Here is a 21,171-nt window from a genome sequence, read left to right on the forward strand (position 1 = left end):
GATGCGTGGCCCCGGCCAGCCCCGACCGGCGACCTGCCCGAGCACTACTGGCGACCGAGCCCCTGCCCCGGTGACGCCGCCGCCGGAATGCATGAAGACTCTTCATGCATTCCGCCTCATCCACAAATCCCGCCCGCTACCTGCGCAACCGCCCGGCTCCTAGCGTTGACGGCATGAGAGCGATGGTTGCAGAACGCCTCGGCGAACCCGATGTCCTGACCCCCGCCGACCTTCCCGACCCGACGCCGGGCCCCGGCCAGATCCTCCTTGACGTCGAGGCCGCCGGTCTCAACTTCGCCGACGCCGAGCGCCTGCGCGGCACCTACCTGCCGCCGCAACTGCCGTTCATCCCGGGCGGCGAGGTCGTCGGCCGGGCCCCGGACGGTCGCCGCATGCTTGCCTTCGCCGGCAGCGCGTTCGCCACCAAGGCGCTGGTGCAGGATCCGGTCGAGATCCCCGAGGACCTTTCCGCGGGCGCCGCGCTCGCCCTCCTGGTCCAGGGGTTGACCGCCTGGCACCTGCTGCGTACGGCCGCGCGGGTCCGCCCCGGCGAAACCGTCGTCGTCAACGCCGCAGCGGGAGGGGTCGGCCACCTGGCGATCCAGCTGGCCAAGGAGTTCGGCGCCGGACGGGTCATCGGCACCGCTTCCAATCCCGACAAGCGCGCCCTGGTCCGCCGGCTCGGCGCCGACGCCGCGATCCCCGGCGACGCCGACGGCTACGCCGAGCGCGTCCGCGAAGCCAACGACGGCGCCCTGGCCGACGTGATCCTCGACGCCGTCGGCGGCCCCGTCTTCGAGGCAGCCCCCTCTGCGCTGGCGCCCTTCGGGCGCCTGATCACCTACGGCACCTCCGGCGGGATCGACGCCGCCCCCATCGACCCCGGCGTCCTGAGCGAGCGCAACATCACCGTCGGCGGCTACTGGCTGGGCGCCCACCTGCGCCTCCCCGGCAGCCGTGCCGCGGAGCCACTGCACGACCTGCTCGCCCTGGCCGCCTCGGGACGCGTCCACCCCACGGTGGGCGCCGAATACCCGCTCGACCAGGCCGCCGCCGCCCTCACCGCCCTGACCACCCGCCGCACCACCGGCAAGGTCATCCTCCGCATGACGTGAAGCCCTGCCGCGGCGGAAGCCCTTCAGGGCACTCCTGGACGCTCAGTCGCGGACGGCTCGTTGCAGGACGGCCTGGATGTGGTCAGGGTCGGCGGGCGCGTTGTCGAGGAGGATCGCGGTGCACAGGCCGTCGGAGGCCGCGACGAGGGCGGCGATGGCCGCGGGGTCGTCGGTCAGCGTGGTGGCGAGTTCGGCGATGTTCTGCCGCCAGCGTCGTGCCACGGGGCGCAGGGCGGGGCGGCGGGCGGCCAGGGTCGCCAGCTCGCGTTCGGCCAGGGCGCGTTCGCGTCCGGTGCCGGCGGACTCGGCGATGAGGTGGGCCAGGCCGCTGAGCTTGTCGCCGGGGGTGTCGATGATGTCGCGGATGCGGGCGGTGTAGGCGTCGGCGACGGTCGTGAGGGCGGCGACGAGCAGGTCGTCGAGGGTGGCGAAGTAGTAGGTGCTCAGGGACGTCGTGGTGCCGGCCTGCTTGGCGACCGTGCGATGGGTGACGCCGGCCGCGCCGTCGCGGGTGACCACGGCGAGGGTGGCCTCGATGATCTCCGCGCGTCGCCTCTCGCCGCGTGCGCGGCGTCCGTCGACGTGCTCGCCGTCGTCGGCGGTGTCGTCCTTGCTGCTCCTCGGCACGAGCCCCAGGATAGTCGGACCATCGTTCAAACGTCGGTGTCGCGAGGCCGCTCCGCCCCGAGCGGGGGCACGTGGCGCAGCATCGCGAGGCACAGCGCCGTGGCGGCGGCGATGGCGACCCCCGCGACCAGGGAGGCGACGTTGAGCCCGGTGGTGAAGGCGTGCCGGGCCGCCTCGACGGTCCCGGGCGGAAGGCTGTCGGTGATCGCCACGGTCGCGTTCAGGCTGTCGGTGAGGGGGCCGGAGCTCTCCGGCGTCAGACCTTCGGGCACCGTCACCTGGGCGCGGTAGACGGCGGTGGTGAGGCTGCCGAGCAGGGCGACGCCGATGGCGATGCCGAGTTCCTGGACCGTCTCGGAGATCGACGCCGCCGACCCTGACCGCGCGGCCGGCACCGCGCCCACCACCATGTCGGTGCCCAGGGCGGCGAGGGCGCCCAGCCCGAGGTAGACGAACGTGAAGCCGGCCGCCACGGGGACCGCGTCGTCGAGCCCCGCGGTGGCGAGCAGCGCGTAGCCGGCGAGGGACGCCCCCAGGGCGGCGCCCATGACCGAGCCGGGACGGAAGCGCCGGGCGACCAGCGGAGCACCGATGGCGGCGGCGAACATGGCCAGCGCCGGCGGTCCCATCCAGAGCCCCGCGTCGAAGGGGGTGAGCCCTTCGACGAGCTGGAGGTACTGCGTGACCAGGTACATCGAGCCCCCGACCCCGGCCAGGCCGATGAGCAGCACGCCCAGGGCCACGACGAAGGCCCGGTTGCCGAACAGCGTCACGTCCAGCAGCGGGTCGGGCAGGCGGCGTTGGCGGCGTACGAACACGATCGCGGCCAGAACGCCCGCTCCGGCGCAGGCGAGGACCGGGCCGCCGGGCCCCTCGGAGGCGATGTGCTTGACGGCGTAGATGACCGGCAGGATCGCCGCCAGGGACAGGCCCACGCTGACCAGGTCGAGCCGCCCGCCGGACGGGGCCGCGTACTCGGGAAGCAGGGCGCGCGCCCCGGCCAGGACGACGAACGCGACGGGCACCGCCGCCAGGAACGGCGCTCCCCACCAGAAGGAGTCCACCAGGGCGCCGCCCACGATCGGCCCGGCGGCCATGCCGAGCGCGAACATCGTGGCCCAGACCCCGATCGCGACCGCGCGCTGACGCGCGTCGGGGAACATGTTCGAGATCAGCGACAGCGTGGAGGGCATGAGCGTCGCCCCGGCCACCCCCAGCAGGGCTCGCGCGAGGATCAGCAGCTCGGCCGTGGGGGCGAACGCGGCGAGCACCGAGACCGCCGCGAAGGCGATCATCCCGGCCCGCAGCAGCCGGCGCCGTCCGATCCGGTCGCCCAGCGTGCCCATGGTGACGAGGAACCCGGCGACGAGGAACCCGTAGGCGTCCATGATCCACAGCAGCTGGATGGCTGACGGTGACAGGTCGGCCGCCATGCTCGGCGCCACCAGGTACAGGACGGTCACGTCCAGCCCCAGCAGCACCGTCGGCATGGCCAGCAGGCCCAGGCCCGCCCACTGGCGCGCCCCCGCCCGCGTGAACTGTCGCTGCGTCATCGGGTCCCCCTCGTTCTCATCATGTTGAACGCTAGTACAACTTGTACGCACGTTCAACATGATGGTCGTTTCACGAAGGGATCAGGCCGAGCTGTTTCAGCTGGGCCAGGACGTCGACGATCCCCCATGTCTCGACGATCCGGCCGTCCGCGAAACGGACGATCATGATCTCTCTGTAGGTGATGGATCTGCCGGTCGGCGGGACGCCCATGTACTCGCCCCGGTGAGTCCCGGTGACCGTGTTGCGGAGGACGACCTTGTCGCCCTCAGCGATCACGTCCTCGACCTCGATGTGCAGGTCGGGGAACGCGTGCAGGAGCATCGCGCCCACCTGTTTGAGGGCTTCCGCCCCCGTTGCGGCGATCGGCAGCGGAGTGCGGATCAGCACGTCCGGATGCACGACCTCGTCGACCGCCCTGCCGAAGGCCTCGACGTCGCCGCTGCTCTGGGCGTCGTGCAGCCGGGCGAACGCCGCCTTGTTGCGTGCCACCTGATCCATTGACATGTCGCTCCTGTTCGGGTCAGTGGGAAACGGTTCGCGGGAGCCGCCTGGCCGCGGTCGCCCGGCCGGCGGCGCGGGCCGCGGTCAGGGCCTGGACGTGGAGGCCGGCGGCGAGGTCGCGCAGGTGTTCCATGCCTGGGCTGGTGGCGGCGAGGGTGAGCTCGCGTTCGACGATGGTCAGGTCGGCCTGCCACATGTCGGCGAGGACGCGCCGGAGGTACGGGGTGGAGTGGTCCCAGCCCTCGCGCGGCGTGCCGGGGGCGTAGCCGCCGCCGCGCACGGTGGCCAGGACGGTCGGCTTGCCCTTGAGCACCGGGCTGCCCAGGGGCGCCCCGGCGATGACCAGATCGACCCAGGCCTTGAAGTGCTGGGAGACGCCGAAGTTGTACAGCGGCACGGCGAGGAGGACCGTCTCGGCGGCCGCCAGTTCCGCGACGAGCGAGACGGCGAACGCCAGCGCCTCGCGCTGGGCGGGCGAGCGGTCGGGCTCGGGCGTCAACGCGCCGAGGTGGGCCTGGGCCCAGGCGTCGGCCGGCAGTGGATCGGTGCCCAGGTGCCGGCGCACCACCGGCTCGTCCGGGTGGGCGGCGGTCCATTCGGCTTCCACGATGTCGGCGAGTTCGGCGCTGGCCGAGGTGCCGGGAAGGATGCTGGCGTCAAGCCGGAACAGACTCAAAGTGGCTCCCGAGGTGGGGCCGCGACGACGCGGCGTGGTCGAACGAGGTCCGGACGTGCTGACCCGTATGCGGCGGCGGCGCTTGGTGCGCCTCCCGTGGTGGTCAGGACGTCCGCGTGCAGTTCGACAACACAGCCCCCGGAAACGTCAGGTGACGGCATCGGCCTCACATTCCGGCACGCTGTCTTGTCGAGCAGGAAGAAGGCAGACACGACCGAGGGAGCCGTCACGATGACCAGCCAGAACAGGCCGGATGCCGTTGGGTCAGCAGGAGGGTGGCTCGATCCGGGCCTGGACGTGGTCATCAGTGAGCGGCGTCACCTGATCAACCTCGCCTACCGGCTGCTGGGCTCGCTGGCCGAGGCCGAGGACGCCGTGCAGGAGACCTACACCCGCTGGTACGCCATGTCCCGGCGGGAGCAGGAGGCCATCGAGTCGCCCGGCGCCTGGCTGACGACGGTCGCCAGCCGCATCTGCCTGAACCTGCTCGCCTCGGCACGGGTCCGGCGGGAGACCTACGTGGGCGAATGGCTCCCCGAGCCGCTGCCCGAACCTGCGGACGGCGGGACGGTCTCCGATCCGGCCGACCGGGTCACCCTGGACGAATCGGTCAACCTGGCCTTCCTGGTCGTCCTCGAATCGATGACGCCGGCCGAACGCGTCTCGTTCGTCCTGCACGACGTCTTCCGCTACTCCTTCGCCGAAGTCGCCGAGATCGTCGGCCGCACCCCCGCGGCATGCCGCCAGCTGGCCTCCTCGGCCCGCCGCCGCATCCGCGCCGCCCAGCCCGCCGCGGCCCCGGCGACCCGGCAGGCCGGCATCGTCCGGGACTTCAAGCGGGCGTGGGAGGCCAAGGACATCAACGCCCTGATCGGACTGCTCGACCCCGACGCCGTGGCGATCGGCGACGGCGGCGGCCTCGCCGTCACCTTCCTGGACCCCATCGAGGGCGGCGAACAGATCGCGCACGCCTGGATCGAGATCGCCCACCGCCGGCCCGGCAACATGACGTACCTGGAACGCACCGTCAACGGGCGGCCCGGGGTGGTGGCCGAGCAGGACGGCGTCATCGTGACGGTGTTCGCGTTCGAGGTCGCAGGCGACAGGATCAAGCGCATCTGGGTCGTGCGCAACCCCGAGAAGCTCCGTCACTGGACGACGGGCTGAGACGTGCCTTCAGGAATGACGTGGGCGATGGAGGGCGAGATCGTCGGCGGCATCGACGCCGCGGCCCAGTACTGACGCCGGCGCCGGGTCGGCACGTGACCGTGAACGTCGGGCCGGTCAGCGCGGTGGTGCCGCCGGCGACCACGCGTTCTTCGCGCGTCGCCCGGCGACCTCACGTACCGCTTGTCAGGCGCTTCGCTGGCCCGGAGGCGGGAGCGCCGGTCCTGGCCAGCCGCGCCGTGACGGCCAGCAGGGCCACCGTGGTCGCAGCCACCGCTGGAAGGTTCGCCGGATCCCCCACCCAACGCAGCCAGTTGAGGGTGACGGTCATGAGCGGCAACACGATGAACGCCGCCCGCCGCCCGACAGGCGAGCGCACTGCCATGACCGCCGCCACCGCGAGCACGAGAAGGAGGAGGTGGTCCCCCTCGGGCGAGGGGGGAAGCCGACTGCTCGCCACCGCGCCGACGAGCGAGACGGCGGCCCATCCGGCCATCCGCCGGGCTCCCAACGGAGCAGGACCGGATGAGGGAGCGAACGTCAGCATCACAGCGACCAGGCAGGCGGGCAGGACGAACCGCACCACGCTGCCGAATCCCGACCCCACGAGGAGCACGCCGTCCCACGCCACGTAGACGGGAGAAAGGCCGAGATCGGGCGGACTGGCGACGAGCCCGGCGTACAGTACGGCCCAGCCCCATGCCACGGCGGCCGCGACCCTTCGCGAGTTCCGCCATGCCAGGAAAACGATCAACCCGTACGGCAGGGCGATCACCAGGGGCCTCAAGGTCAGCATCGGACCCGCCACTCCGGACCGAAGCGACATCTCCATGAGAGCGCCGGCTTGACCGACTTCGAGGACGAGCAGCCAGATCGGCGCCAGAAGCGCCGCAACGTTGAAGGCGGCACGCCAGTGCCCGCGGGAGACGGGCCCCACGGCACGCCACAACCGGATGGCGAAGGCTCCTCGCAGCAGGTCGAAGGTCTCGCGGACGGTCGGTCGGTCTCGGCCGGGTGCGGCTGTCGCGAGGAGGACCGCGACCATTTCCTCCTCGTGCAGCGCGCGGTGCTCCTTCGGGTACCACGCCAGTAACCGCCGGTAACGGTCCTCCAGATTCACGATGCACTCCCGAGGAACTCGCGGCCAGGCGTCGCGACCTTGAGGCTGTACGCCGAGCGCAGTCTGGCGCGCAGGCGCGAGGAGGCGGTGTCGACGTTGCGACGCAGGTGCTCCGCTTCGGCGGCCAGCCGGGCTTCGCCCGCGGAGGTGAGACGGTAGTAACGCCGCGCGCGGCCGTCGACGACCTCCTCGCGGTCGGCCTCGACCAGCCCTTCCCCCTGGAGGCGGTCGAGCGCGGCGTACAGCGTGCCGGCTTGCAGCCGTACCCGTTCACCTGAGATCTGCACGACGTCCGTGATGATGCCGTAGCCGTGCTGGGGCCCGGCTGCGAGCGCCGTGAGGATCAGGAACGTCGGCTCCTGCATAGATCTTCGACTCATGTGATCTATATATAAAGATAAGTTGAGCGTCTTGCAAATCAGGCCTGGAAGCCGGGTCCCGGCCTTCTCGATGTGCCGCCCTGGCTGGATCGCGCCACGAGACAGAGACCCGCCGAACGCGATGAACTGTCGTCCGTTCGGCCGACGCGGCAGGCCGAAAGGCCGATGACGGAGGCTGGCGAGCGGGGGACGATCCAAATCATGAAATGGACCCCCCTCGTCACGGGCTTGGCGCTGATCGCGATATCGGTCCCGGCGGCCCCGGCCGCTGCGACCCCATCAGCGAATGTGACCAGCACAGACGCGATCGACTGGCGAGCCTGCGGGAAGGAGCCCGGGGCCGAGTGCGGCGCCCTTGCCGTGCCGGTGGACTGGGCGACGCCGGACGGGCCGCAGGTCTCGCTGACCATGACGCGACGCAAGGCCACCGGGCAACGGATCGGGACGCTGTTCTACAACCCGGGCGGGCCGGGGACGGGTGCGGCCGACCTGGTGCGGGACTGGGCGCCGTACTTCTTCTCCGACGAGCTGCGCGAGCGGTTCGACATCGTCGGGATCGATCCGCGCGGGGTCGGCGGCAGCGAGCAGATCCCATGCGGGAAGGCGGTGCACGATCCGGCCGTCACGCAGTTCCCCGAGACGCGGCGGGAGTATGACCGGCTCCTCGCGCACAACCGGGCCGTGGGCGAGAGTTGCGGGCCGTTGATCCGGCACATGGACACCGGGAGCGTGGCACGGGACTTCGACGCGGTGCGGGCCGCGCTGGGCGAGGAGCAGATCAGCTACCTGGGACGCTCCTACGGGAGCATGCTCGGCACAGAGTACGCGCGGCGGTTCCCCGACCGGGTACGGGCGATGGCGCTGGACGGGATCGTCGATCACGGGATGAGCTCGCGCCGGATGGTGCGCGATGCCGCGGCGGCGGTGGAGGACGGGTTCGACAGGTTCGCCGGGTGGTGCGAGCGGACCGAGGAATGTGAGCTGCACGGCCGGTCCGTACCGCAGGTGTGGGACGCGCTGGTGCGCAAGGCGGAGGAGACGCCGATCCCGGTGACCGGCGGGCGTCCGCTGACGGCGGACGAACTGTGCTACGTCGCGTACGCGATGCTCACGATGGCCCCCGACTTCAACGGCGGTCTGGCCCGGGGCATCGTCCAGGCGGAGCAGGGCGATGCGGTGCTCTTCGGGCAGATGCGGGCCGAGGCGCTGGACAACCCTGCGACGACCTCGGCCTACCGGGCGGTCCTCTGCCAGGACATCGACCCTGACATCAACGGATTCCCGCAGCTCAGGACGCGGGCCCGGGACGTCACGCGGAGGGCCCCGCACATGCGCGGGACGTCGGAGTTCTGGGACATGACGACCGGATGCGTGGGATGGCCCGTCCCGCCGTCCAATCCGCAGCGGCCGGTGCACATCACCCAGGCGCCGCCCGTTCTGCTGGTCGGGAACACGCATGATCCCGCGACGCCGCTCGCCTGGGCCAAGAGCCTGGCCAGGGGCATCAAGGGGGCGCAGGTGCTGACCTATGACGGCGACGGGCACACCTCATACCTGCGTAACGCCTGCGCGACCGCGAGCATCGACCGTTACCTGATCTCCGGGACGCTTCCCGTGCCCGGCACGGTCTGCCGCTGACCCCTGTGCGGCTTGCGATCAGTTTCCGGCCGGGACTTCACCGGCAACCTCGACGCGCTGGCCGGCGGTCCCGTGCGGCTGGCCGGATACAGCGCCGGGGCGATGGTGGCGCTGTGGACCGCCGTGCGCCACCCGCACCTCGTCGAACGGCTCGTCCCGACCAGCGGCCGCTTCCACCCGGACGGGATGATCCTGCGGCCGAGCACCGACGCGCCGCCTCCGCCGCCAATGGTCTCCGCCTACGCCGAGGTGTCGCCGGACGGGGCCGGCCACTTCCCCGTCGTGATCGCCAAGGCGGCCCGGTCGGTCACCGAGGACCGGCCGCTGACGCCGGACGACCTGGCCACCGTCACCTGCCCCGTGCTGGTCATGACCGCCGACGACGACATCGTCACCCTGGAGCACACCCTGCGGATGTACCGGGCGCTGCCCGCGGCCCGGCTGGCCGTCGTCCCGCGGACCTCGCACCTGCTGCTGCACGAGAGGCCCGAGCTGTGCGTCCGGCTGGTCGGCGACTTCCTGACCGGCACCCCGGCTCCCACCTGGATGCCGATCCGCCGCGCCGCGGGCTGGTAAAGGACCGCCCCAACCGGACAGAAGCGTCGAGTGACCGCTTACGTGTCCTCGGATCAGACGGCGGTGCCGGGCGGGGACTTGAGCAGCGGCGCGGCCTCGTCGAGGTAGCCGCCACGGTGCTGCCGCAACGCGCTGGCCGCCATGCGGATGAGGTCGATGTTGACCCCGGCGGCGCCGCTGGGATCGTGCACCTTCAACTTCACGTCCAGGGACACCGTGGTCTCGCCCCAGCCCTGTGCCTCGATGTTGATGTGCGCCACCTTGTGCGACTTCAGGTGCGGAAGGTATCCCAGCGGAGCGACCTCCACCCGGTCAGGCGCTTCGCTCTCCGAGGCCAGGGCGTTGAGCTTGGAGCGCATCTTGGTCTCGCCGTTCTCGGCCAGGTTGCGGAAGTCGTCCGTGCCGCCCAGATTGACTTGGTAGGAGCTGGTGAGGGAGAGCCCGCGCTCCTCCAGCAGCCGCAGCAGGGCGTGGTGCACGACCGAGGTGCCGAACTGGCTGGTCAGGTCGTCGCCCAGCAGCGGCAGTCCGGCCGTGACAAAGCGGTCCAGCAGTCGCGGATCGCGGGCCACCGGGTCGGAGGTGGTGTTGACGAACGCCGCCCCCGCCCGCAGCGCCGCCTCCGCATAGGCGCGCGCCGTCTCCGGCCGGCCACTGGGAGCGGCATACAGCACGACCTCCGCTCCGGCGAGCTCCCCGGCCACCCGGTCCACCTCGGCGTCGTCGGCGGCGTCGGTGATTCCCCTGGACACCGTGACGCCGGTGGGCGGCAGCTCACCGGTGATCTTCGGATAGTTGTTGGGCGGCAGGAAGATCACCTCGGACAGGTCCCGCCCGATCTTCTCCGGCGAGGTGGCGAAGGCCGCCACGAAGTCGACGTCGCCCACGCCCAGCCCCTCCAGCACCGGCCTCCGGAGCCCGGCCACACTCCCCGAGGCCCGGTACAGCGCTATCCCCTGCACCAGCGCCGACACGTTGTTACCGACGCCGACCACCGCGACCCGCACTCGTTCGACCATGAACGCCAGGCTACGGCCGCCCGCCCGCCTGACGGCGCTCGGCGGAGGCGGTCACCAGGGCACCACGCCGTCGTCGTCGAAGAACCCTCCGGTCGGGCCGTCCGCGTCCAGGGTGGCCAGCCGGACCACGATCGCGGCGCCGTCGTCGGCCGTGCGGGTGACGGGGAGGCCGAGGTGCCGGGTGAAGTCCGTCGCGCAGGGACCAGGGGTGCAGGCGTTGACGAGGATGCCTCGTTCCCGAAGGTCCTTGGCGTACTGCACGGTCAAGGAGTTGAGCGCCGTCTTCGAGGGCGGGTACACCGCGTGCCCCGCCAGCCGGGACATGTAGTGATCCGGATCGGTCATGCGGGCGAGCGACCCGACACCGCTGGACACGTTGACGATGCGGGCCGCCGCCGACCGCGACAGCAGCGGCAGCATGGCGTTGGTCACCGCGATCACACCGAAGAAGTTGGTCTCGAACACCCGCCTGACCAGGTCGAGGTCGGCGGCCGCCGGCTCCGTGGGCCCGGGGCCGCCGGAGATTCCGGCGTTGTTGACCAGCACGTCGAGCCGGCCGAAGCGGTCGCCGATCCGGTCGGCGGCCGCCGCGATCGTCGCCGCGTCGGTGACGTCGAGCACGAGGGCGTGCACGTCACCGCCGCCGGACCTGAGCGCCTCGGCCGCCTCCTCGCCACGCGCGAGATCCCTGGAGCCGAGAAGGACCGTCGCGCCGCGGTCCGCGAGCCGGCGGGCGACGGCCCGCCCCACCCCTCTGTTCGCGCCCGTGATCAGGGCGATCGTGCTGTCCGTCATGGGGACGACCTCACCACCGGGGGCCACGGCAGGACAATGCCCGGCTGAGTCTCGGCCGATACCCTCAGGGTATGGATCGCTTACAGACCCGCGAACTCGCGTTCTTCGTGGCGGTCGCCGAAGAACTGCACTTCGGACGGGCGGCCGAGCGTCTCGGCATCGCGCAGCCGCCGCTGTCTCGGGCGATCGGCCGGCTGGAACGCCGGATGGGCGTCACCCTGCTGGAACGCAGCAGCCGAAGGGTCGCGCTCACCCCGGCCGGCGAGGTGTTCCTCACCGAGAGCCGCCGGGCCCTGGACGCGGTCGACGCAGCCGTGCGACGCGCCCAGCGGGCGGCCCGGCCCGTCTCGCGGCTGGTCGTGGCGATGAAACCCGGCGGTGACTGCGGCCTGATGCCCGGCATCCTGGCCGCCTACGATGCCGAGCCGGACGCGGTCCCGGTCGACATCGTCCTGTGCTCGGCCCACGAGCGCGCCGGGATGATCCGCGACGGCCGCGCCGACGTCGGCCTGCTGCACCGCTCGAACAGCGACCTGACCGGTCTGGACTTCGCGGAACTCCTGACCGAGGACCAGGTCGTCGTCCTCCCCCGGAGTCACCGCCTGGCCGGCCGGGCGAGCGTGCGCCTCGCCGACCTGACCGGTGAGACGATGCCCCACTGGTCGGCCGACACCTCGAACGAGCTGTCCGTACGGGACGTCGGCCAGCTCCTGCAGCTCATCGCGCTCGGCCGCGCGGTCGCCGTGGTGCCCGCATCCGTACGCGGCCAGCTCCGCGACGACCTGGTCTGCGTACCGGTCACCGACGCCGAGCCCACCACCCTCGTCCTCGCCTGGCCACAAGGAGGCCGGGCACCCGCACTCGCGGCATTCGTCCGCACCGCAACCATCGTCGCATCACGATGAGGAGGAGAGCGCCGTCAGGCCCCGACCCTGCCGAAGATCATTGCTCGGCCAGGTCGAGGAAAGCCCGGACGGCGGGTCCGCAGTCGCTCGGCGACAGGACGGCCAGGGCGAGCGTCCGGGTGAGGCGCGGTTCGAGCGGCCTGGTCGTGACCGGTCCGAGCCGGGCCGGCAGGCCGAGCGTGGGCACGATGCTGACCCCCAGGCCCGCGGCCACCATTTCGAGGATGGCCGATTGGCCGCCGGCCTCGTAGGCGACGTCGAGCTGCACGTCCGCCTGGCGTGCCGCGTCGGTGATGAGCGGACGGCAGCCCGCCGTGGTGAGGATGAACGGCTGCCCGGCCAGGTCGGTGATGTGGACGGTCTCCTGCCCCGCCAGGCGATGGCCGGCCGGCACCACGGCGACCATCTCGTGCGTGCTGAGCGGGATCGTGTGCAGGCCGGGGGCGGGGAGCGTGACCACCCCGACCTCGGCCGCGCCCGCCTGCAGCCAGCCGCGGACGTCGTCGTCGGCCCCCTCGAACAGGCGTACCTGGACCTGGGGGTGGCGATCGGTGAAGGTCCGCAACCGGTGGGCGATGAGGGTGCCGGTGGCGCTGGGCAGGCTGGCCAGCCGGAGCGGCCCGGTGACCTCACCGGCGGCGGCCGCCACCTCCGCGCGGATCAGGTCGAAGTGGCGAAGAGCCTCACGGGCGCGAAGATGGGCGCGCCGCCCGGCCTCGGTGAGGGCGATGCCGTCGGTGTGACGGACGAACAGGGGGGCGCCGAGCTCGCGTTCGAGAGCGGCGACAGCGCGGCTGACCGCGGGCTGGGACATGCCGAGCAGGTCCGCCGCCGCGGTGAACCCGCCTTGCTCGGCCACCGCGATCAGCGCTCGGAGCTGCGTCAACGTCATAGGGCCATACCCTAAGTGGTATTTGACCGGCGGTGATCCATTCCCCGATGGTTATGGCCATGTCCACACGCATGACGATCGACGTCGACGGCCGTACGGCCAGCTATCTGACGGCGGGCGAGCACGGCCCGCAGGTCCTGTTGCTCCACGGCACGTATTGGAGCCGCGTCTGGCTGCCGGTGCTCGACGACCTGGCCGCGGCCGGGTTGCGGCCGGTCGCCGTCGACCTCCCCGGCCTGGGCCGCTCGGAAGGGGAGCTGACGCTGGAGACGGCCACCGTGCCCGCGCTGGCCGCCTGGGTGACGCGGTTCGCGGCGGCGCTCGGCATGGACGAGCCCGCGGGCGTGGCCGGGCACGACATCGGCGGCGCGGTCGCCCAGCAGCTGCTGACCGGCGGCGAGCTGGCGGTTCCCCGGCTGGCACTGGTCAACTCGGTGAGCTACGACTCCTGGCCGGTGCCCGGCGTGGCGCGCTACCGCGACCCCGCCGTGGTCGCCGCCACCACCGTGGAGGACCTGCTCGCCGCCCGGCGCGTGGCCGTCACCACCGCCTTGGCCCGGCCTGCCACCGAAGAAGAACTGGACGACTACCTCGACCCGTGGCGCGAACCACGCGTGGGACGGTCCTGGATGGCGCTGGCCGGCGCCGCCGACAGCCGCTACACCCTCGGCCTGATGCCTGCCCTGCTCGCCTGCGACGCGCCGAAGCTGCTGGTGTGGGGCGAGGACGACACCTTCCAGCAGGTCGGCTACGCGCAGCGGTTCGCCGACGAGGTGCCGAACACCACGCTGGTGCGGGTGCCCGAGGCCGGCCACATCCCCATGGAGAACGACCCCGCACTGGTCGCCCGCACGCTGGCCACGTTCTTCCTGGCTTGACGGGCCTCTCCCGTGACGCCTTCCGCGGCAGTCAGGCGCCGGACCAGAGGGCGGTGAGCAGCGCGTTCAGCCGCTCCGGCGCCTCGACGTGGGGGTAGTGGGCGCTGCCCGGCACCTGCTCGTGCCGGGCACCGATCCGCTCGGCCGTGACCCGTGCGCAGGCCACGAGAGGGACGCCGCCGCGCTCCCGGTACGGCCCCGGCGCGCCCTCCCAGGTGCCCGACACGACCAGCTTGGGAAAGGACGCCGCCCGCAGCGCCGGCAGCGGGAGGCCCGCCTCCCAGCAGACGCGTTCGCGCAGTGCCGTGGCGGCCGCGCGCAACCGCCGCTCGCCCGTGCCTGGCTCGGGCATGCCGGTCGAGCCGGCGGCGGCGCGCAGCCACTCCTCCGGCGTCAGGTCGGGGAGGTCGGCGTAGGCGGCGCGGTTGGCGCGCAACGCCTCGGCCACCGCGGGGTGGTCGGCGGCCGCCTGGTAGCTGCCCGGCTCGACCAAGGTGAGCGAGCGCACCGCCTCGGGCCGCCGCGCCGCCGCGATCATGGCTCCGACGGCGCCGTAGGAGTGGCCGACCAGGTGCGCGCCCGCGCCGAGGAGTTCGGCGACGTCGTCCGCGTCGGCCAGGTAGTCGCCGGGGAACCTGTCCCCGGCGTCCGGGCTGCCGCCGTAGCCCCGGCGGTCCATCAGCAGCAGCCGGAACCGGGCGGCCAGCGGGCGTTGCGCCGCGAACCCGTACACCGGGTCGTCGCCCCAGCTCGTGGAGCCGTGCACGAAGATCACCGGCGGCCCGGACTCGGGGCCGAGCGCGGTCACGTGCACGTCGCCCGGCAGCTGGCCGTTCGGGCGGAACATCAAGGCCGGCATCCGGCTCCTCCTTGAACAGTGTTTAATAGTCTTGAACGTTGTATAAGGGAATGGAAGGCGACGTCAAGGCGGGTAGGGTGATCGCGTGCCGTCGTCAGAGTCCTCCGGCGGGTCCGTGTGGCTGCGTCCCGAGCGGCCGCCGCGCGACCGTCAGCTCACCCGCGAGCGGATCGTCGAAGTGGCGGTCGCCGTCCTCGACGCCGAGGGTCATCGCGGGCTGTCGATGCGCCGCGTCGCCGCCGAGCTGGGGGTTACCGCCGGGTCGCTGTACTGGTACGTCCACACCAAGGACGACCTGCTGGAGCTGGCCCTCGACCGCGTGCTGGGCGAGGTGCGCGCCGGCCCCGGCCCGTCCGGCTGGCGGGACGGCCTGGCGGCGCTGGCCCGCAGCAACCGCGCCATGCTGCTGCGCCACCGGTGGGCCCTGTCCGAGCTGACCGTGCGGCCCAACCTCGGCCCGAACGCGCTCGCCCTGGCCGAGACCGGGCTGGGCCTGCTGGAGAGCGCCGGGTTCGCCGGCTCCGACCTCGACGCCGCCATGGCCGCCGTCAACGACCACGTGGTCGGCGCGGTCATCGCGGAGGTCGCCTGGCGCGACACGCTGGCCCGGATGAGCGGGACCGGGTCCGGCTGGGACGAGCAGGCGGCCGATTACCTGCGCCAGGTCGCCGAACGCCACCCGACGCTGGCCGGCCGGATGGCCGCCACGGGCGAGATCGACGTCGAACGCGAGAGCGAGCGCCGCTTCACGTTCGGCCTCGACTGCCTCCTGGACGGCCTCGCCACCCGCTGCGCGGCCCCGTCCCCGTCATAGCGCCGGGGCCCGGTCCCGTCGCGGACCCGGCGTCACCAGTTGCGCACCTCGTGCGCCCACGCGATCAGCCCCGCCACGAACCCCTGCCGGTCCGACGGCGAGAGGTTGTCCAGAACGCGCAGCAGCGGCGCGGCGCGCAGGGCGACGAACCCCTCGACCATGGCCCGATGGTCAGGGGCCAGCGACACCAGGGTGCGGCGGCGGTCGGCCGGATCCTCCCGGCGTTCGACCAGGCCGGCCCGGCTGAGGTCGCCCACCAGCTCGCTCGCGGTCGGCAGCGACACGCCCATCCTGTCGGCCAGCTCGCTCACGCTGAGCGACGACTCGACGGTCAGCTGCGGGATGACCGCGCCGTGCCTCCCGGTGAGCCCGTGGTTGCGGAAGATCTCCCGCATCCGGTCCGGCATCTCGGCCTGGGCCCGCCGGAAGTACGCCTCCACCAGGGGTACGAAGCCGAGGGCTTCCCTGACCTCCTCGGGGCGTGGCAGTCGCGGGGGCGAAACGGGGTCCGTCACGGTCACAGGTTACAGTGCCCATATCCAAACAGTTCGGATATCCGAAGTGAGGTAGACGTGATTCTGGTGACAGGCGCCACGGGAAACGTCGGACGTCAGCTGGTGGATCTGCTGCTCGGGGCGGGCGAGCAGGTCCGGGCGATCAGCCGCGACCCCGAGCGGGCCGGGCTGCCCGACGGCGTGGAGGTCATCAAGGCCGACATGTCGCAGGCAGAGGACCTGCGAGTCGCGTTGCGGGGCGCGGACCGCGCGTTCCTGCTCCCGGCCGCCGGCCAGGTGGACGGCTTCCTGCGCGAGGCCGCGAGGGCCGGCCTCGGGCACGTGGTGCTGCTGTCCGCGCTGGCGGTGACCATGAAGCAGGCCGGCGTGCTGGGCAGCGCCCACGCCGAGTACGAGAGGGCCGTGGCCGGTTCGGGGCTGCCGTGGACGTTCCTGCGTCCCGGCGCGTTCATGGCGAACGACCTGCGGTGGGCGCCCGGCGTCAAGAACGGCGGCGTGGTGCGCGCCCCGTTCGCCGAGGCCGCCACCGCGCCGATCGACGAACGCGACATCGCCGCGGTGGCCGCGCGGACGCTGCTCGACGACGGGCACGCGGGCAAGGCGTACGAGCTGAGCGGGCCCGCCTCGCTGACGACCGCTGAGCGGGTCCGGATCCTCGGCGAGGTCCTGGGCCGCGACCTGCGCCTGGAGGAGCTGTCTCCCGAGCAGGCGCGCGAGCAGATGATCGCGCATACCCCCGCGCCGGTCGTGGACTCGATGCTCACGCTGTTCGCCTCATTCGTCGGCAGGGCCGCGGACGTGTCACCGGCCGTGCGCGAACTGACCGGCGACGAGCCCCACACCTACGCCGACTGGGCGGCCCGCAACGCCGCTGCGTTCAGCTAAGAAGAGCAGTACGGCCCGCCCGCGCGGGGACGGGCAGCGTCGGATTCCGAATGGTTCGCATCCGCAGTTGCTTCGTGATTGTCACGCTCTTTGCGGAATTACCCCGTCAGTGAGCAAGCTCTTCGCGCAAGAAGGTCAGAGCTTGTTCGCAATGGGCGACGACGGTGCTGCACTGGCCGGACCGAATCCAGGCGACAACCGCCACGCGGATCGTCCCGGTGACGGCGTGGGTGATGACACGCGCGCGGAGCTCGGCCTCGGGAGTCCGAGGCACTCCCGTCAGCAGGGCTTCGACAACGTGCTCCTGGTCGCGCCACACCAACTGGTGGATGCGAGCTTGAAGTGCCGGTGTGGCGTCGAGCAGGTGATATGCGCCGCGGGCGCGTTCGGGGCGACGGGCAGCCAGTGCAGTGATCATGGACCGCGCCACGAGGTCCGCGTCTGATTCGTGGGGGCGGCGCTCGGCGAGGGCCGCCCGCATCGCGGCCTCCACCTCGTCGCCGTCATTCGCTCCAGGCAGTCCCGCGCTCGAACGCTTGCGTGAGAGGCGGAGGCCTCATCCGTGGACCCGCTTGGATTGCGACGTTCGAACTAGGCCGCCGACCATAGGCGTGTCGCGGTGCGGACGAGGTCGGCGACGGCCTTGGATCTGCTGTGTGGCGGCCAGGCGATGACGGTCGTGACGGCCGGCGCGTCCGGCACCGGCACGATGGCGTAGTCGTCGCGCAGCTGCTCTCGGAGCGACTCGGGGACGACGGCGCAGGCCAGCCCGAGCGCGATCAGTTGGAACAGTTGGGTATGGTCGCGCACCTGCGGGCCGGGGCCGTCCGGATGGCCGCCGTCCCGTCCGGGCCAGCGCGGCAGGGGCAGGTCCGTCTGGGCCTTGACCTCGGCCAACGACAGATACGCCCGGTTGGCGAGCGGATGCCCCTTGGGCAGGACCACGACCTGCTGTTCGGTGTGCAGATCCTCGGTGTCGAGTCCGGCCGTCGTGTCGTAAGGCCGGTGGAGCAGGGCGACGTCGGTACGTCCGGTGCGCAGCAGACCCTCCGGCTCGCCCGGCCCGCACAGCATCACCTCGACCGGCACTGAGCCCGGTTCGGCGGCGTAGGCGTGCAGCAGCTTCGCCAGCAGTTCCCTGGACGCTCCGGCCTTGGTGGCCAGGACCACACCGGGCTGGTCAGCCGCGGCGCGGCGGGTGCGGCGCTCGGCGGCTTCGACCGCGTCGAGCGCGAGCCGGGCCTCCCGTAGCAGCACCGACCCGGCCTCGGTCAGGGCGACGGCGCGAGCGGTGCGGTGCAGCAGAACGACTCCGAGCCGCCGTTCCAATTGCTGGATCGCCCGCGACAGTGGTGGTTGCGCCATCGAGAGCCGTTGCGCCGCCCGTCCGAAGTGCAACTCCTCGGCCACGGCGACGAAGTATCGCAACTCCCGGGTCTCCACCGGCTCATCGTACCCAGCGCTGACCACGGCCGATACCCGTGCGGTATCGCCGTCCACCTGACCGGTCTTGGACGCCCCGCCCGAGTCCGCAACATGATCGACGGCATGAGCGAACGGACGATCGCGCTGGTGACCGGCGCGAACAAGGGAATCGGATACGAGATCGCCGCAGGGCTGGGCGCCCTGGGCTGGCGAATCGGTGTGGGCGCGAGGGACGGACATCGCCGCGACACCGCGGTCGAGAAGCTGCGCGCGGACGGGATCGATGCGTTCGGCGTGCCCCTCGACGTCACCGACGACGAAAGTGTCGCCGCCGCGGCCGAGCTGATCGCCGTCCAGGCCGGAGGGCTCGACGTCCTGGTCAACAATGCCGCGATCACCGGCGGTATGCCACAGACACCGACCACGGTCGAGCCCGCGACCGTGCGAGCCGTCGTGGAAACCAACGTGATCGGCGTCATCCGGGTCACCAACGCGATGCTGCCGATGCTGCGCGACTCGGCGGCACCGCGGATCGTCAACATGTCCAGCAGCGTCGGCTCACTCGCCCTGCAAACCACACCGGGCATCGACATGGGCCCGGTTCCCGCCGCCTACCTGGCCTCCAAGACCTTCCTCAACGCCCTCACCATCCAATACGTCAAGGAACTGAGCGGCACCAACATCCTGATCAACTCCGGCTGCCCCGGCTACACCGCCACCGACCTCAACGGCTTCCAAGGCGTCCGCACGCCACAACAGGGTGCGGCCATCGCGATTCACCTCGCGACCCTGCCCGACGACGGACCGACCGGCGGGTTCTTCGACGACGCCGGAAGCGTGCCCTGGTAACACCTTCCCGTTCTCGACGCCGGAAGCGCATCGCGCGACAGGAGAAGCAAGACAATGACCAAGGCAGTCAGATACGACGAGTTCGGTGGAATCGAGGTGTTGCGGGTCGACGAGGTCGACCGGCCGGCACCCGGGAGCGGGCAGGTCCTCGTGCGGGTCAAGGCCGCAGGCATCAACCCCGGTGAGGCGGCCATACGCACCGGCGCGATGGCCGACATCTTTCCCTCGACCTTTCCGTCCGGGCAGGGCAGCGACCTCGCCGGGATCGTCGCCGAGGTCGGCGCCGGAGTCGACCGATTCGCGGTCGGCGACGAGGTGATCGGGTTCTCCGAGCGGCGGGCAGCACAGGCCGAGCTGGTCCTGGTCGACGTCGACAACCTCACCCCCAAGCCGGACGGCGTCTCATGGGAGGTTGCGGGCGGCCTGTACGTCGCCGGAGTGACCGCGTGGCGAGCAGTGCATTCCGTACAACTCGACATCGGGGAGACCGTCGTCGTCTCCGCGGCAGCCGGAGGAGTCGGCTCGCTCGCCGTTCAGCTCGCGCGCCGCGCCGGAGCCACGGTCATCGGCCTGGCGAGCGAGCACAACCATGGGTGGCTGCGAACACACGGCGTGATCCCGGTTGCCTACGGTGACGGTGTCATCGACCGGATCAAGGCCGCCGCACCGAGCGGCATCGACACCTTCATCGACGCCTACGGCGGCGGGTACGTCGAAATGGCCCTTGCCCTCGGCGTCGCCGCCGAGCGGATCGACACCATCGCCGATTTCGCGGCGGCCGCGAGGTACGGGGTCAAGACCGAACCCGGAACCAACGCCAGGCCGGGTGCTGAGGTACTCGCCGAACTGGCCGCCCTGATCGCCGACGGACACCTCGAAGTCCCGATCGCCAACGTCTACCCGCTGACGCAGGTCCGCCAGGCCTACACCGAACTCGAACGCCGACACACCCACGGCAAGATCGTGCTCAGCCCCTGACCGGCACCATGCGACGCAGCCCGCTCAAGGCTCTGCTCAACCTACTGGCGCTGCATGAGCGATTTGACAACGATTCGGCGAGAAGGAGCCCTCCGCTCCGTGGGCACCCGTAGCGGGGCTTATGTGGCCAGAGGGACAGTGGTCTCTCTCTCGAATACAGAACGGAGTTGAACGAATACTCAAAGAGACGCATCGATGCGAGTGCGACCCGCGCCCGTTCAGCGGCTCGTCCCCCAGCGAAGGGCGGAAGGCCCTCATCCGGAAGGTGTGCCAGATATGACAACACCCAACACCGCGCCTCCCCAGCAGGGAGCCTCGAAAGTATGGCTCCAGACGGGCCCGCTCGCCTTCGGCCACCCGCTCAGGGGTGCCGACCGTGTCCACGAGAAGGTCTCTGAGGTTCCGGACCTGCAGATCCCCTTCCCCGGTGTGTGGGAGGTCTCCTATCACGCCCTCCACGCGGTGGCCGTGGTGTCGCCGCATCTGTATGTCCACACAGCGTTGTTCATCAATGGCGTGCTCCTTCCCGGCAGTGAGGCACAGAGCGGCCTGGCCGGTGTCAATGCAACACTGCGAGCCACGGCCGGGCAGACGCTCCTGCAGACCTTCGCCGCCGGAGACGTCGTGACACTTCACGCCTACCGCATCGGGACCGGCGAGGCCGTCATCGAGAGTGGTGGCGATGGGCGCACCGGGATCATGGCGCACTGGGTGGGCGCGGTCTGAGCGCCGACGCCCGCAGGCGAAACGGCTGGGGACCGTACTGCTCGGCGGCGAACGTCCCCGCCATGTCATCGCGGCGGGAAGCGTCGGACTTCTCCCCGAACGCCCGGACCGAGCCCGGCGGCGGGAACTGTCGCCCGCTGTGGCCAGCGGGACTGCCTGGCCGCGGGCGACGCCCGCACGGGGGTGAGCCTACGGAGGCAGGCATTCCTCACTGCCGCGACACATCACACACAGTGTTCAAATATGTACGTTCAGTAGCGAACATCGGGATTCTGAT

At 71.6% G+C, this 21,171-nt stretch carries 24 protein-coding genes; 11 read left to right on the forward strand and 13 right to left on the reverse strand.

Annotated features, from left to right (window positions below):
* Window positions 1–173: 173 nt before the first annotated feature.
* Window positions 174–1,115 carry a quinone oxidoreductase family protein gene (locus ACWEJ6_RS06805; RefSeq protein ID WP_452421906.1) on the forward strand — a complete coding sequence of 314 codons (942 nt, stop codon included), beginning with the start codon at window positions 174–176 and terminating at the stop codon, window positions 1,113–1,115.
* A 42-nt stretch (window positions 1,116–1,157) separates the two neighbouring features.
* Here ACWEJ6_RS06805 and ACWEJ6_RS06810 read toward each other — a convergent pair whose 3' ends face one another.
* The 4 genes from ACWEJ6_RS06810 to ACWEJ6_RS06825 all read right to left on the reverse strand — a co-directional run bounded on the left by ACWEJ6_RS06810 (window position 1,158) and on the right by ACWEJ6_RS06825 (window position 4,473).
* On the reverse strand, window positions 1,158–1,742 hold the full coding sequence (locus ACWEJ6_RS06810; protein WP_452421908.1) for a TetR/AcrR family transcriptional regulator: 585 nt from the start codon (window positions 1,740–1,742) through the stop codon (window positions 1,158–1,160).
* Between the two features lie 26 nt (window positions 1,743–1,768).
* A complete protein-coding gene (locus ACWEJ6_RS06815) occupies window positions 1,769–3,295 on the reverse strand; it encodes an MFS transporter (RefSeq protein ID WP_452421910.1) in 1,527 nt (508 codons plus the stop codon).
* 70 nt (window positions 3,296–3,365) lie between these two features.
* Window positions 3,366–3,794 (reverse strand): ester cyclase, encoded by a 429-nt coding sequence (locus tag ACWEJ6_RS06820; protein WP_452421912.1) that lies wholly within the window; start codon window positions 3,792–3,794, stop codon window positions 3,366–3,368.
* 22 nt (window positions 3,795–3,816) lie between these two features.
* A complete protein-coding gene (locus ACWEJ6_RS06825) occupies window positions 3,817–4,473 on the reverse strand; it encodes an FMN-dependent NADH-azoreductase (RefSeq protein ID WP_452421914.1) in 657 nt (218 codons plus the stop codon).
* Between the two features lie 231 nt (window positions 4,474–4,704).
* On the opposite strand from ACWEJ6_RS06825, the gene sigJ reads away from it, so the two are divergent.
* On the forward strand, window positions 4,705–5,640 hold the full coding sequence (gene sigJ, locus ACWEJ6_RS06830) for an RNA polymerase sigma factor SigJ (protein ID WP_452421916.1): 936 nt from the start codon (window positions 4,705–4,707) through the stop codon (window positions 5,638–5,640).
* Window positions 5,641–5,812: 172 nt separating this feature from the next.
* Here sigJ and ACWEJ6_RS06835 read toward each other — a convergent pair whose 3' ends face one another.
* Both ACWEJ6_RS06835 and ACWEJ6_RS06840 read right to left on the reverse strand, forming a co-directional pair.
* Complete coding sequence (locus ACWEJ6_RS06835) at window positions 5,813–6,760, reverse strand: hypothetical protein (protein ID WP_452421918.1); 948 nt, start codon at window positions 6,758–6,760, stop codon at window positions 5,813–5,815.
* Window positions 6,757–7,140, reverse strand: coding sequence for a PadR family transcriptional regulator (locus tag ACWEJ6_RS06840; RefSeq protein ID WP_452421920.1), 384 nt, complete (start codon window positions 7,138–7,140; stop codon window positions 6,757–6,759). The genes ACWEJ6_RS06835 and ACWEJ6_RS06840 overlap by 4 nt, the downstream gene beginning before the upstream one ends.
* Window positions 7,141–7,428: 288 nt before the next feature.
* Between ACWEJ6_RS06840 and ACWEJ6_RS06845 the strand changes: the two genes are divergently transcribed.
* Window positions 7,429–8,778, forward strand: a complete 1,350-nt coding sequence (locus ACWEJ6_RS06845; RefSeq protein WP_452421922.1) for an alpha/beta hydrolase — start codon at window positions 7,429–7,431, stop codon at window positions 8,776–8,778.
* Window positions 8,779–8,790: 12 nt separating this feature from the next.
* On the forward strand, window positions 8,791–9,354 hold the full coding sequence (locus ACWEJ6_RS06850) for an alpha/beta fold hydrolase (RefSeq protein ID WP_452421924.1): 564 nt from the start codon (window positions 8,791–8,793) through the stop codon (window positions 9,352–9,354).
* Between the two features lie 53 nt (window positions 9,355–9,407).
* On the opposite strand, the gene ACWEJ6_RS06855 is transcribed toward ACWEJ6_RS06850, so the two are convergent.
* Window positions 9,408–10,373 carry a hypothetical protein gene (locus ACWEJ6_RS06855; protein ID WP_452421926.1) on the reverse strand — a complete coding sequence of 322 codons (966 nt, stop codon included), beginning with the start codon at window positions 10,371–10,373 and terminating at the stop codon, window positions 9,408–9,410.
* Window positions 10,374–10,424: 51 nt separating this feature from the next.
* Window positions 10,425–11,168, reverse strand: coding sequence for an SDR family oxidoreductase (locus ACWEJ6_RS06860; RefSeq protein ID WP_452421928.1), 744 nt, complete (start codon window positions 11,166–11,168; stop codon window positions 10,425–10,427).
* Between the two features lie 71 nt (window positions 11,169–11,239).
* On the opposite strand from ACWEJ6_RS06860, the gene ACWEJ6_RS06865 reads away from it, so the two are divergent.
* Window positions 11,240–12,073 carry a LysR family transcriptional regulator gene (locus ACWEJ6_RS06865; protein WP_452421930.1) on the forward strand — a complete coding sequence of 278 codons (834 nt, stop codon included), beginning with the start codon at window positions 11,240–11,242 and terminating at the stop codon, window positions 12,071–12,073.
* Window positions 12,074–12,110: 37 nt separating this feature from the next.
* Here the strand turns inward: ACWEJ6_RS06865 and ACWEJ6_RS06870 are convergent, their stop codons facing one another.
* Window positions 12,111–12,965 carry a LysR family transcriptional regulator gene (locus tag ACWEJ6_RS06870; protein WP_452421932.1) on the reverse strand — a complete coding sequence of 285 codons (855 nt, stop codon included), beginning with the start codon at window positions 12,963–12,965 and terminating at the stop codon, window positions 12,111–12,113.
* Between the two features lie 59 nt (window positions 12,966–13,024).
* Here ACWEJ6_RS06870 and ACWEJ6_RS06875 point away from each other — a divergent pair, with 59 nt between their 5' ends.
* Window positions 13,025–13,843, forward strand: coding sequence for an alpha/beta fold hydrolase (locus ACWEJ6_RS06875; protein ID WP_452421934.1), 819 nt, complete (start codon window positions 13,025–13,027; stop codon window positions 13,841–13,843).
* Window positions 13,844–13,874: 31 nt separating this feature from the next.
* Here the strand turns inward: ACWEJ6_RS06875 and ACWEJ6_RS06880 are convergent, their stop codons facing one another.
* A complete protein-coding gene (locus ACWEJ6_RS06880; protein WP_452421936.1) occupies window positions 13,875–14,702 on the reverse strand; it encodes an alpha/beta fold hydrolase in 828 nt (275 codons plus the stop codon).
* An 85-nt stretch (window positions 14,703–14,787) separates the two neighbouring features.
* Between ACWEJ6_RS06880 and ACWEJ6_RS06885 the strand changes: the two genes are divergently transcribed.
* Window positions 14,788–15,516: a TetR/AcrR family transcriptional regulator C-terminal domain-containing protein gene (locus tag ACWEJ6_RS06885; RefSeq protein ID WP_452421938.1), complete on the forward strand. Its 729-nt coding sequence runs from the start codon at window positions 14,788–14,790 to the stop codon at window positions 15,514–15,516.
* Window positions 15,517–15,548: 32 nt separating this feature from the next.
* On the opposite strand, the gene ACWEJ6_RS06890 is transcribed toward ACWEJ6_RS06885, so the two are convergent.
* Window positions 15,549–16,031 carry a MarR family winged helix-turn-helix transcriptional regulator gene (locus ACWEJ6_RS06890; RefSeq protein WP_364344704.1) on the reverse strand — a complete coding sequence of 161 codons (483 nt, stop codon included), beginning with the start codon at window positions 16,029–16,031 and terminating at the stop codon, window positions 15,549–15,551.
* A gap of 57 nt (window positions 16,032–16,088) precedes the next feature.
* On the opposite strand from ACWEJ6_RS06890, the gene ACWEJ6_RS06895 reads away from it, so the two are divergent.
* Window positions 16,089–16,916 carry an SDR family oxidoreductase gene (locus ACWEJ6_RS06895; RefSeq protein WP_452421940.1) on the forward strand — a complete coding sequence of 276 codons (828 nt, stop codon included), beginning with the start codon at window positions 16,089–16,091 and terminating at the stop codon, window positions 16,914–16,916.
* Between the two features lie 106 nt (window positions 16,917–17,022).
* Here the strand turns inward: ACWEJ6_RS06895 and ACWEJ6_RS06900 are convergent, their stop codons facing one another.
* Window positions 17,023–17,334 carry a hypothetical protein gene (locus ACWEJ6_RS06900; RefSeq protein WP_452421942.1) on the reverse strand — a complete coding sequence of 104 codons (312 nt, stop codon included), beginning with the start codon at window positions 17,332–17,334 and terminating at the stop codon, window positions 17,023–17,025.
* A 173-nt stretch (window positions 17,335–17,507) separates the two neighbouring features.
* Window positions 17,508–18,359 (reverse strand): LysR family transcriptional regulator, encoded by an 852-nt coding sequence (locus ACWEJ6_RS06905; RefSeq protein ID WP_387674435.1) that lies wholly within the window; start codon window positions 18,357–18,359, stop codon window positions 17,508–17,510.
* Between the two features lie 93 nt (window positions 18,360–18,452).
* On the opposite strand from ACWEJ6_RS06905, the gene ACWEJ6_RS06910 reads away from it, so the two are divergent.
* The 3 genes from ACWEJ6_RS06910 (at window position 18,453) to ACWEJ6_RS06920 (ending at window position 20,894) form a co-directional block, all read left to right on the forward strand.
* Window positions 18,453–19,190, forward strand: a complete 738-nt coding sequence (locus ACWEJ6_RS06910; protein WP_452421944.1) for an SDR family oxidoreductase — start codon at window positions 18,453–18,455, stop codon at window positions 19,188–19,190.
* A 54-nt stretch (window positions 19,191–19,244) separates the two neighbouring features.
* On the forward strand, window positions 19,245–20,168 hold the full coding sequence (locus ACWEJ6_RS06915) for an NADP-dependent oxidoreductase (protein ID WP_452421946.1): 924 nt from the start codon (window positions 19,245–19,247) through the stop codon (window positions 20,166–20,168).
* 276 nt (window positions 20,169–20,444) lie between these two features.
* Entirely contained in the window at window positions 20,445–20,894 is a 450-nt protein-coding gene (locus tag ACWEJ6_RS06920; protein WP_452421948.1) for a hypothetical protein, read from the forward strand.
* The last annotated feature ends 277 nt before the right edge of the window (window positions 20,895–21,171 follow it).

This window comes from Nonomuraea sp. NPDC004702, from assembly GCF_053601695.1.

What these genes read in the sequence shown, in the direction of transcription:
- ACWEJ6_RS06920 (WP_452421948.1), top strand. Translation starts at nt 20,445, where the DNA reads ATGACAACACCCAACACCGCGCCTCCCCAGCAGGGAGCCTCGAAAGTA.
- ACWEJ6_RS06910 (WP_452421944.1), top strand. Translation starts at nt 18,453, where the DNA reads ATGATCGACGGCATGAGCGAACGGACGATCGCGCTGGTGACCGGCGCG.
- ACWEJ6_RS06815 (WP_452421910.1), bottom strand. Translation starts at nt 3,295, where the DNA reads ATGACGCAGCGACAGTTCACGCGGGCGGGGGCGCGCCAGTGGGCGGGC.
- ACWEJ6_RS06915 (WP_452421946.1), top strand. Translation starts at nt 19,245, where the DNA reads ATGACCAAGGCAGTCAGATACGACGAGTTCGGTGGAATCGAGGTGTTG.
- ACWEJ6_RS06820 (WP_452421912.1), bottom strand. Translation starts at nt 3,794, where the DNA reads ATGGATCAGGTGGCACGCAACAAGGCGGCGTTCGCCCGGCTGCACGAC.
- sigJ (WP_452421916.1), top strand. Translation starts at nt 4,705, where the DNA reads ATGACCAGCCAGAACAGGCCGGATGCCGTTGGGTCAGCAGGAGGGTGG.
- ACWEJ6_RS06880 (WP_452421936.1), bottom strand. Translation starts at nt 14,702, where the DNA reads ATGCCGGCCTTGATGTTCCGCCCGAACGGCCAGCTGCCGGGCGACGTG.
- ACWEJ6_RS06805 (WP_452421906.1), top strand. Translation starts at nt 174, where the DNA reads ATGAGAGCGATGGTTGCAGAACGCCTCGGCGAACCCGATGTCCTGACC.
- ACWEJ6_RS06870 (WP_452421932.1), bottom strand. Translation starts at nt 12,965, where the DNA reads ATGACGTTGACGCAGCTCCGAGCGCTGATCGCGGTGGCCGAGCAAGGC.
- ACWEJ6_RS06860 (WP_452421928.1), bottom strand. Translation starts at nt 11,168, where the DNA reads ATGACGGACAGCACGATCGCCCTGATCACGGGCGCGAACAGAGGGGTG.
- ACWEJ6_RS06865 (WP_452421930.1), top strand. Translation starts at nt 11,240, where the DNA reads ATGGATCGCTTACAGACCCGCGAACTCGCGTTCTTCGTGGCGGTCGCC.
- ACWEJ6_RS06900 (WP_452421942.1), bottom strand. Translation starts at nt 17,334, where the DNA reads ATGATCACTGCACTGGCTGCCCGTCGCCCCGAACGCGCCCGCGGCGCA.
- ACWEJ6_RS06840 (WP_452421920.1), bottom strand. Translation starts at nt 7,140, where the DNA reads ATGAGTCGAAGATCTATGCAGGAGCCGACGTTCCTGATCCTCACGGCG.
- ACWEJ6_RS06855 (WP_452421926.1), bottom strand. Translation starts at nt 10,373, where the DNA reads ATGGTCGAACGAGTGCGGGTCGCGGTGGTCGGCGTCGGTAACAACGTG.
- ACWEJ6_RS06875 (WP_452421934.1), top strand. Translation starts at nt 13,025, where the DNA reads ATGTCCACACGCATGACGATCGACGTCGACGGCCGTACGGCCAGCTAT.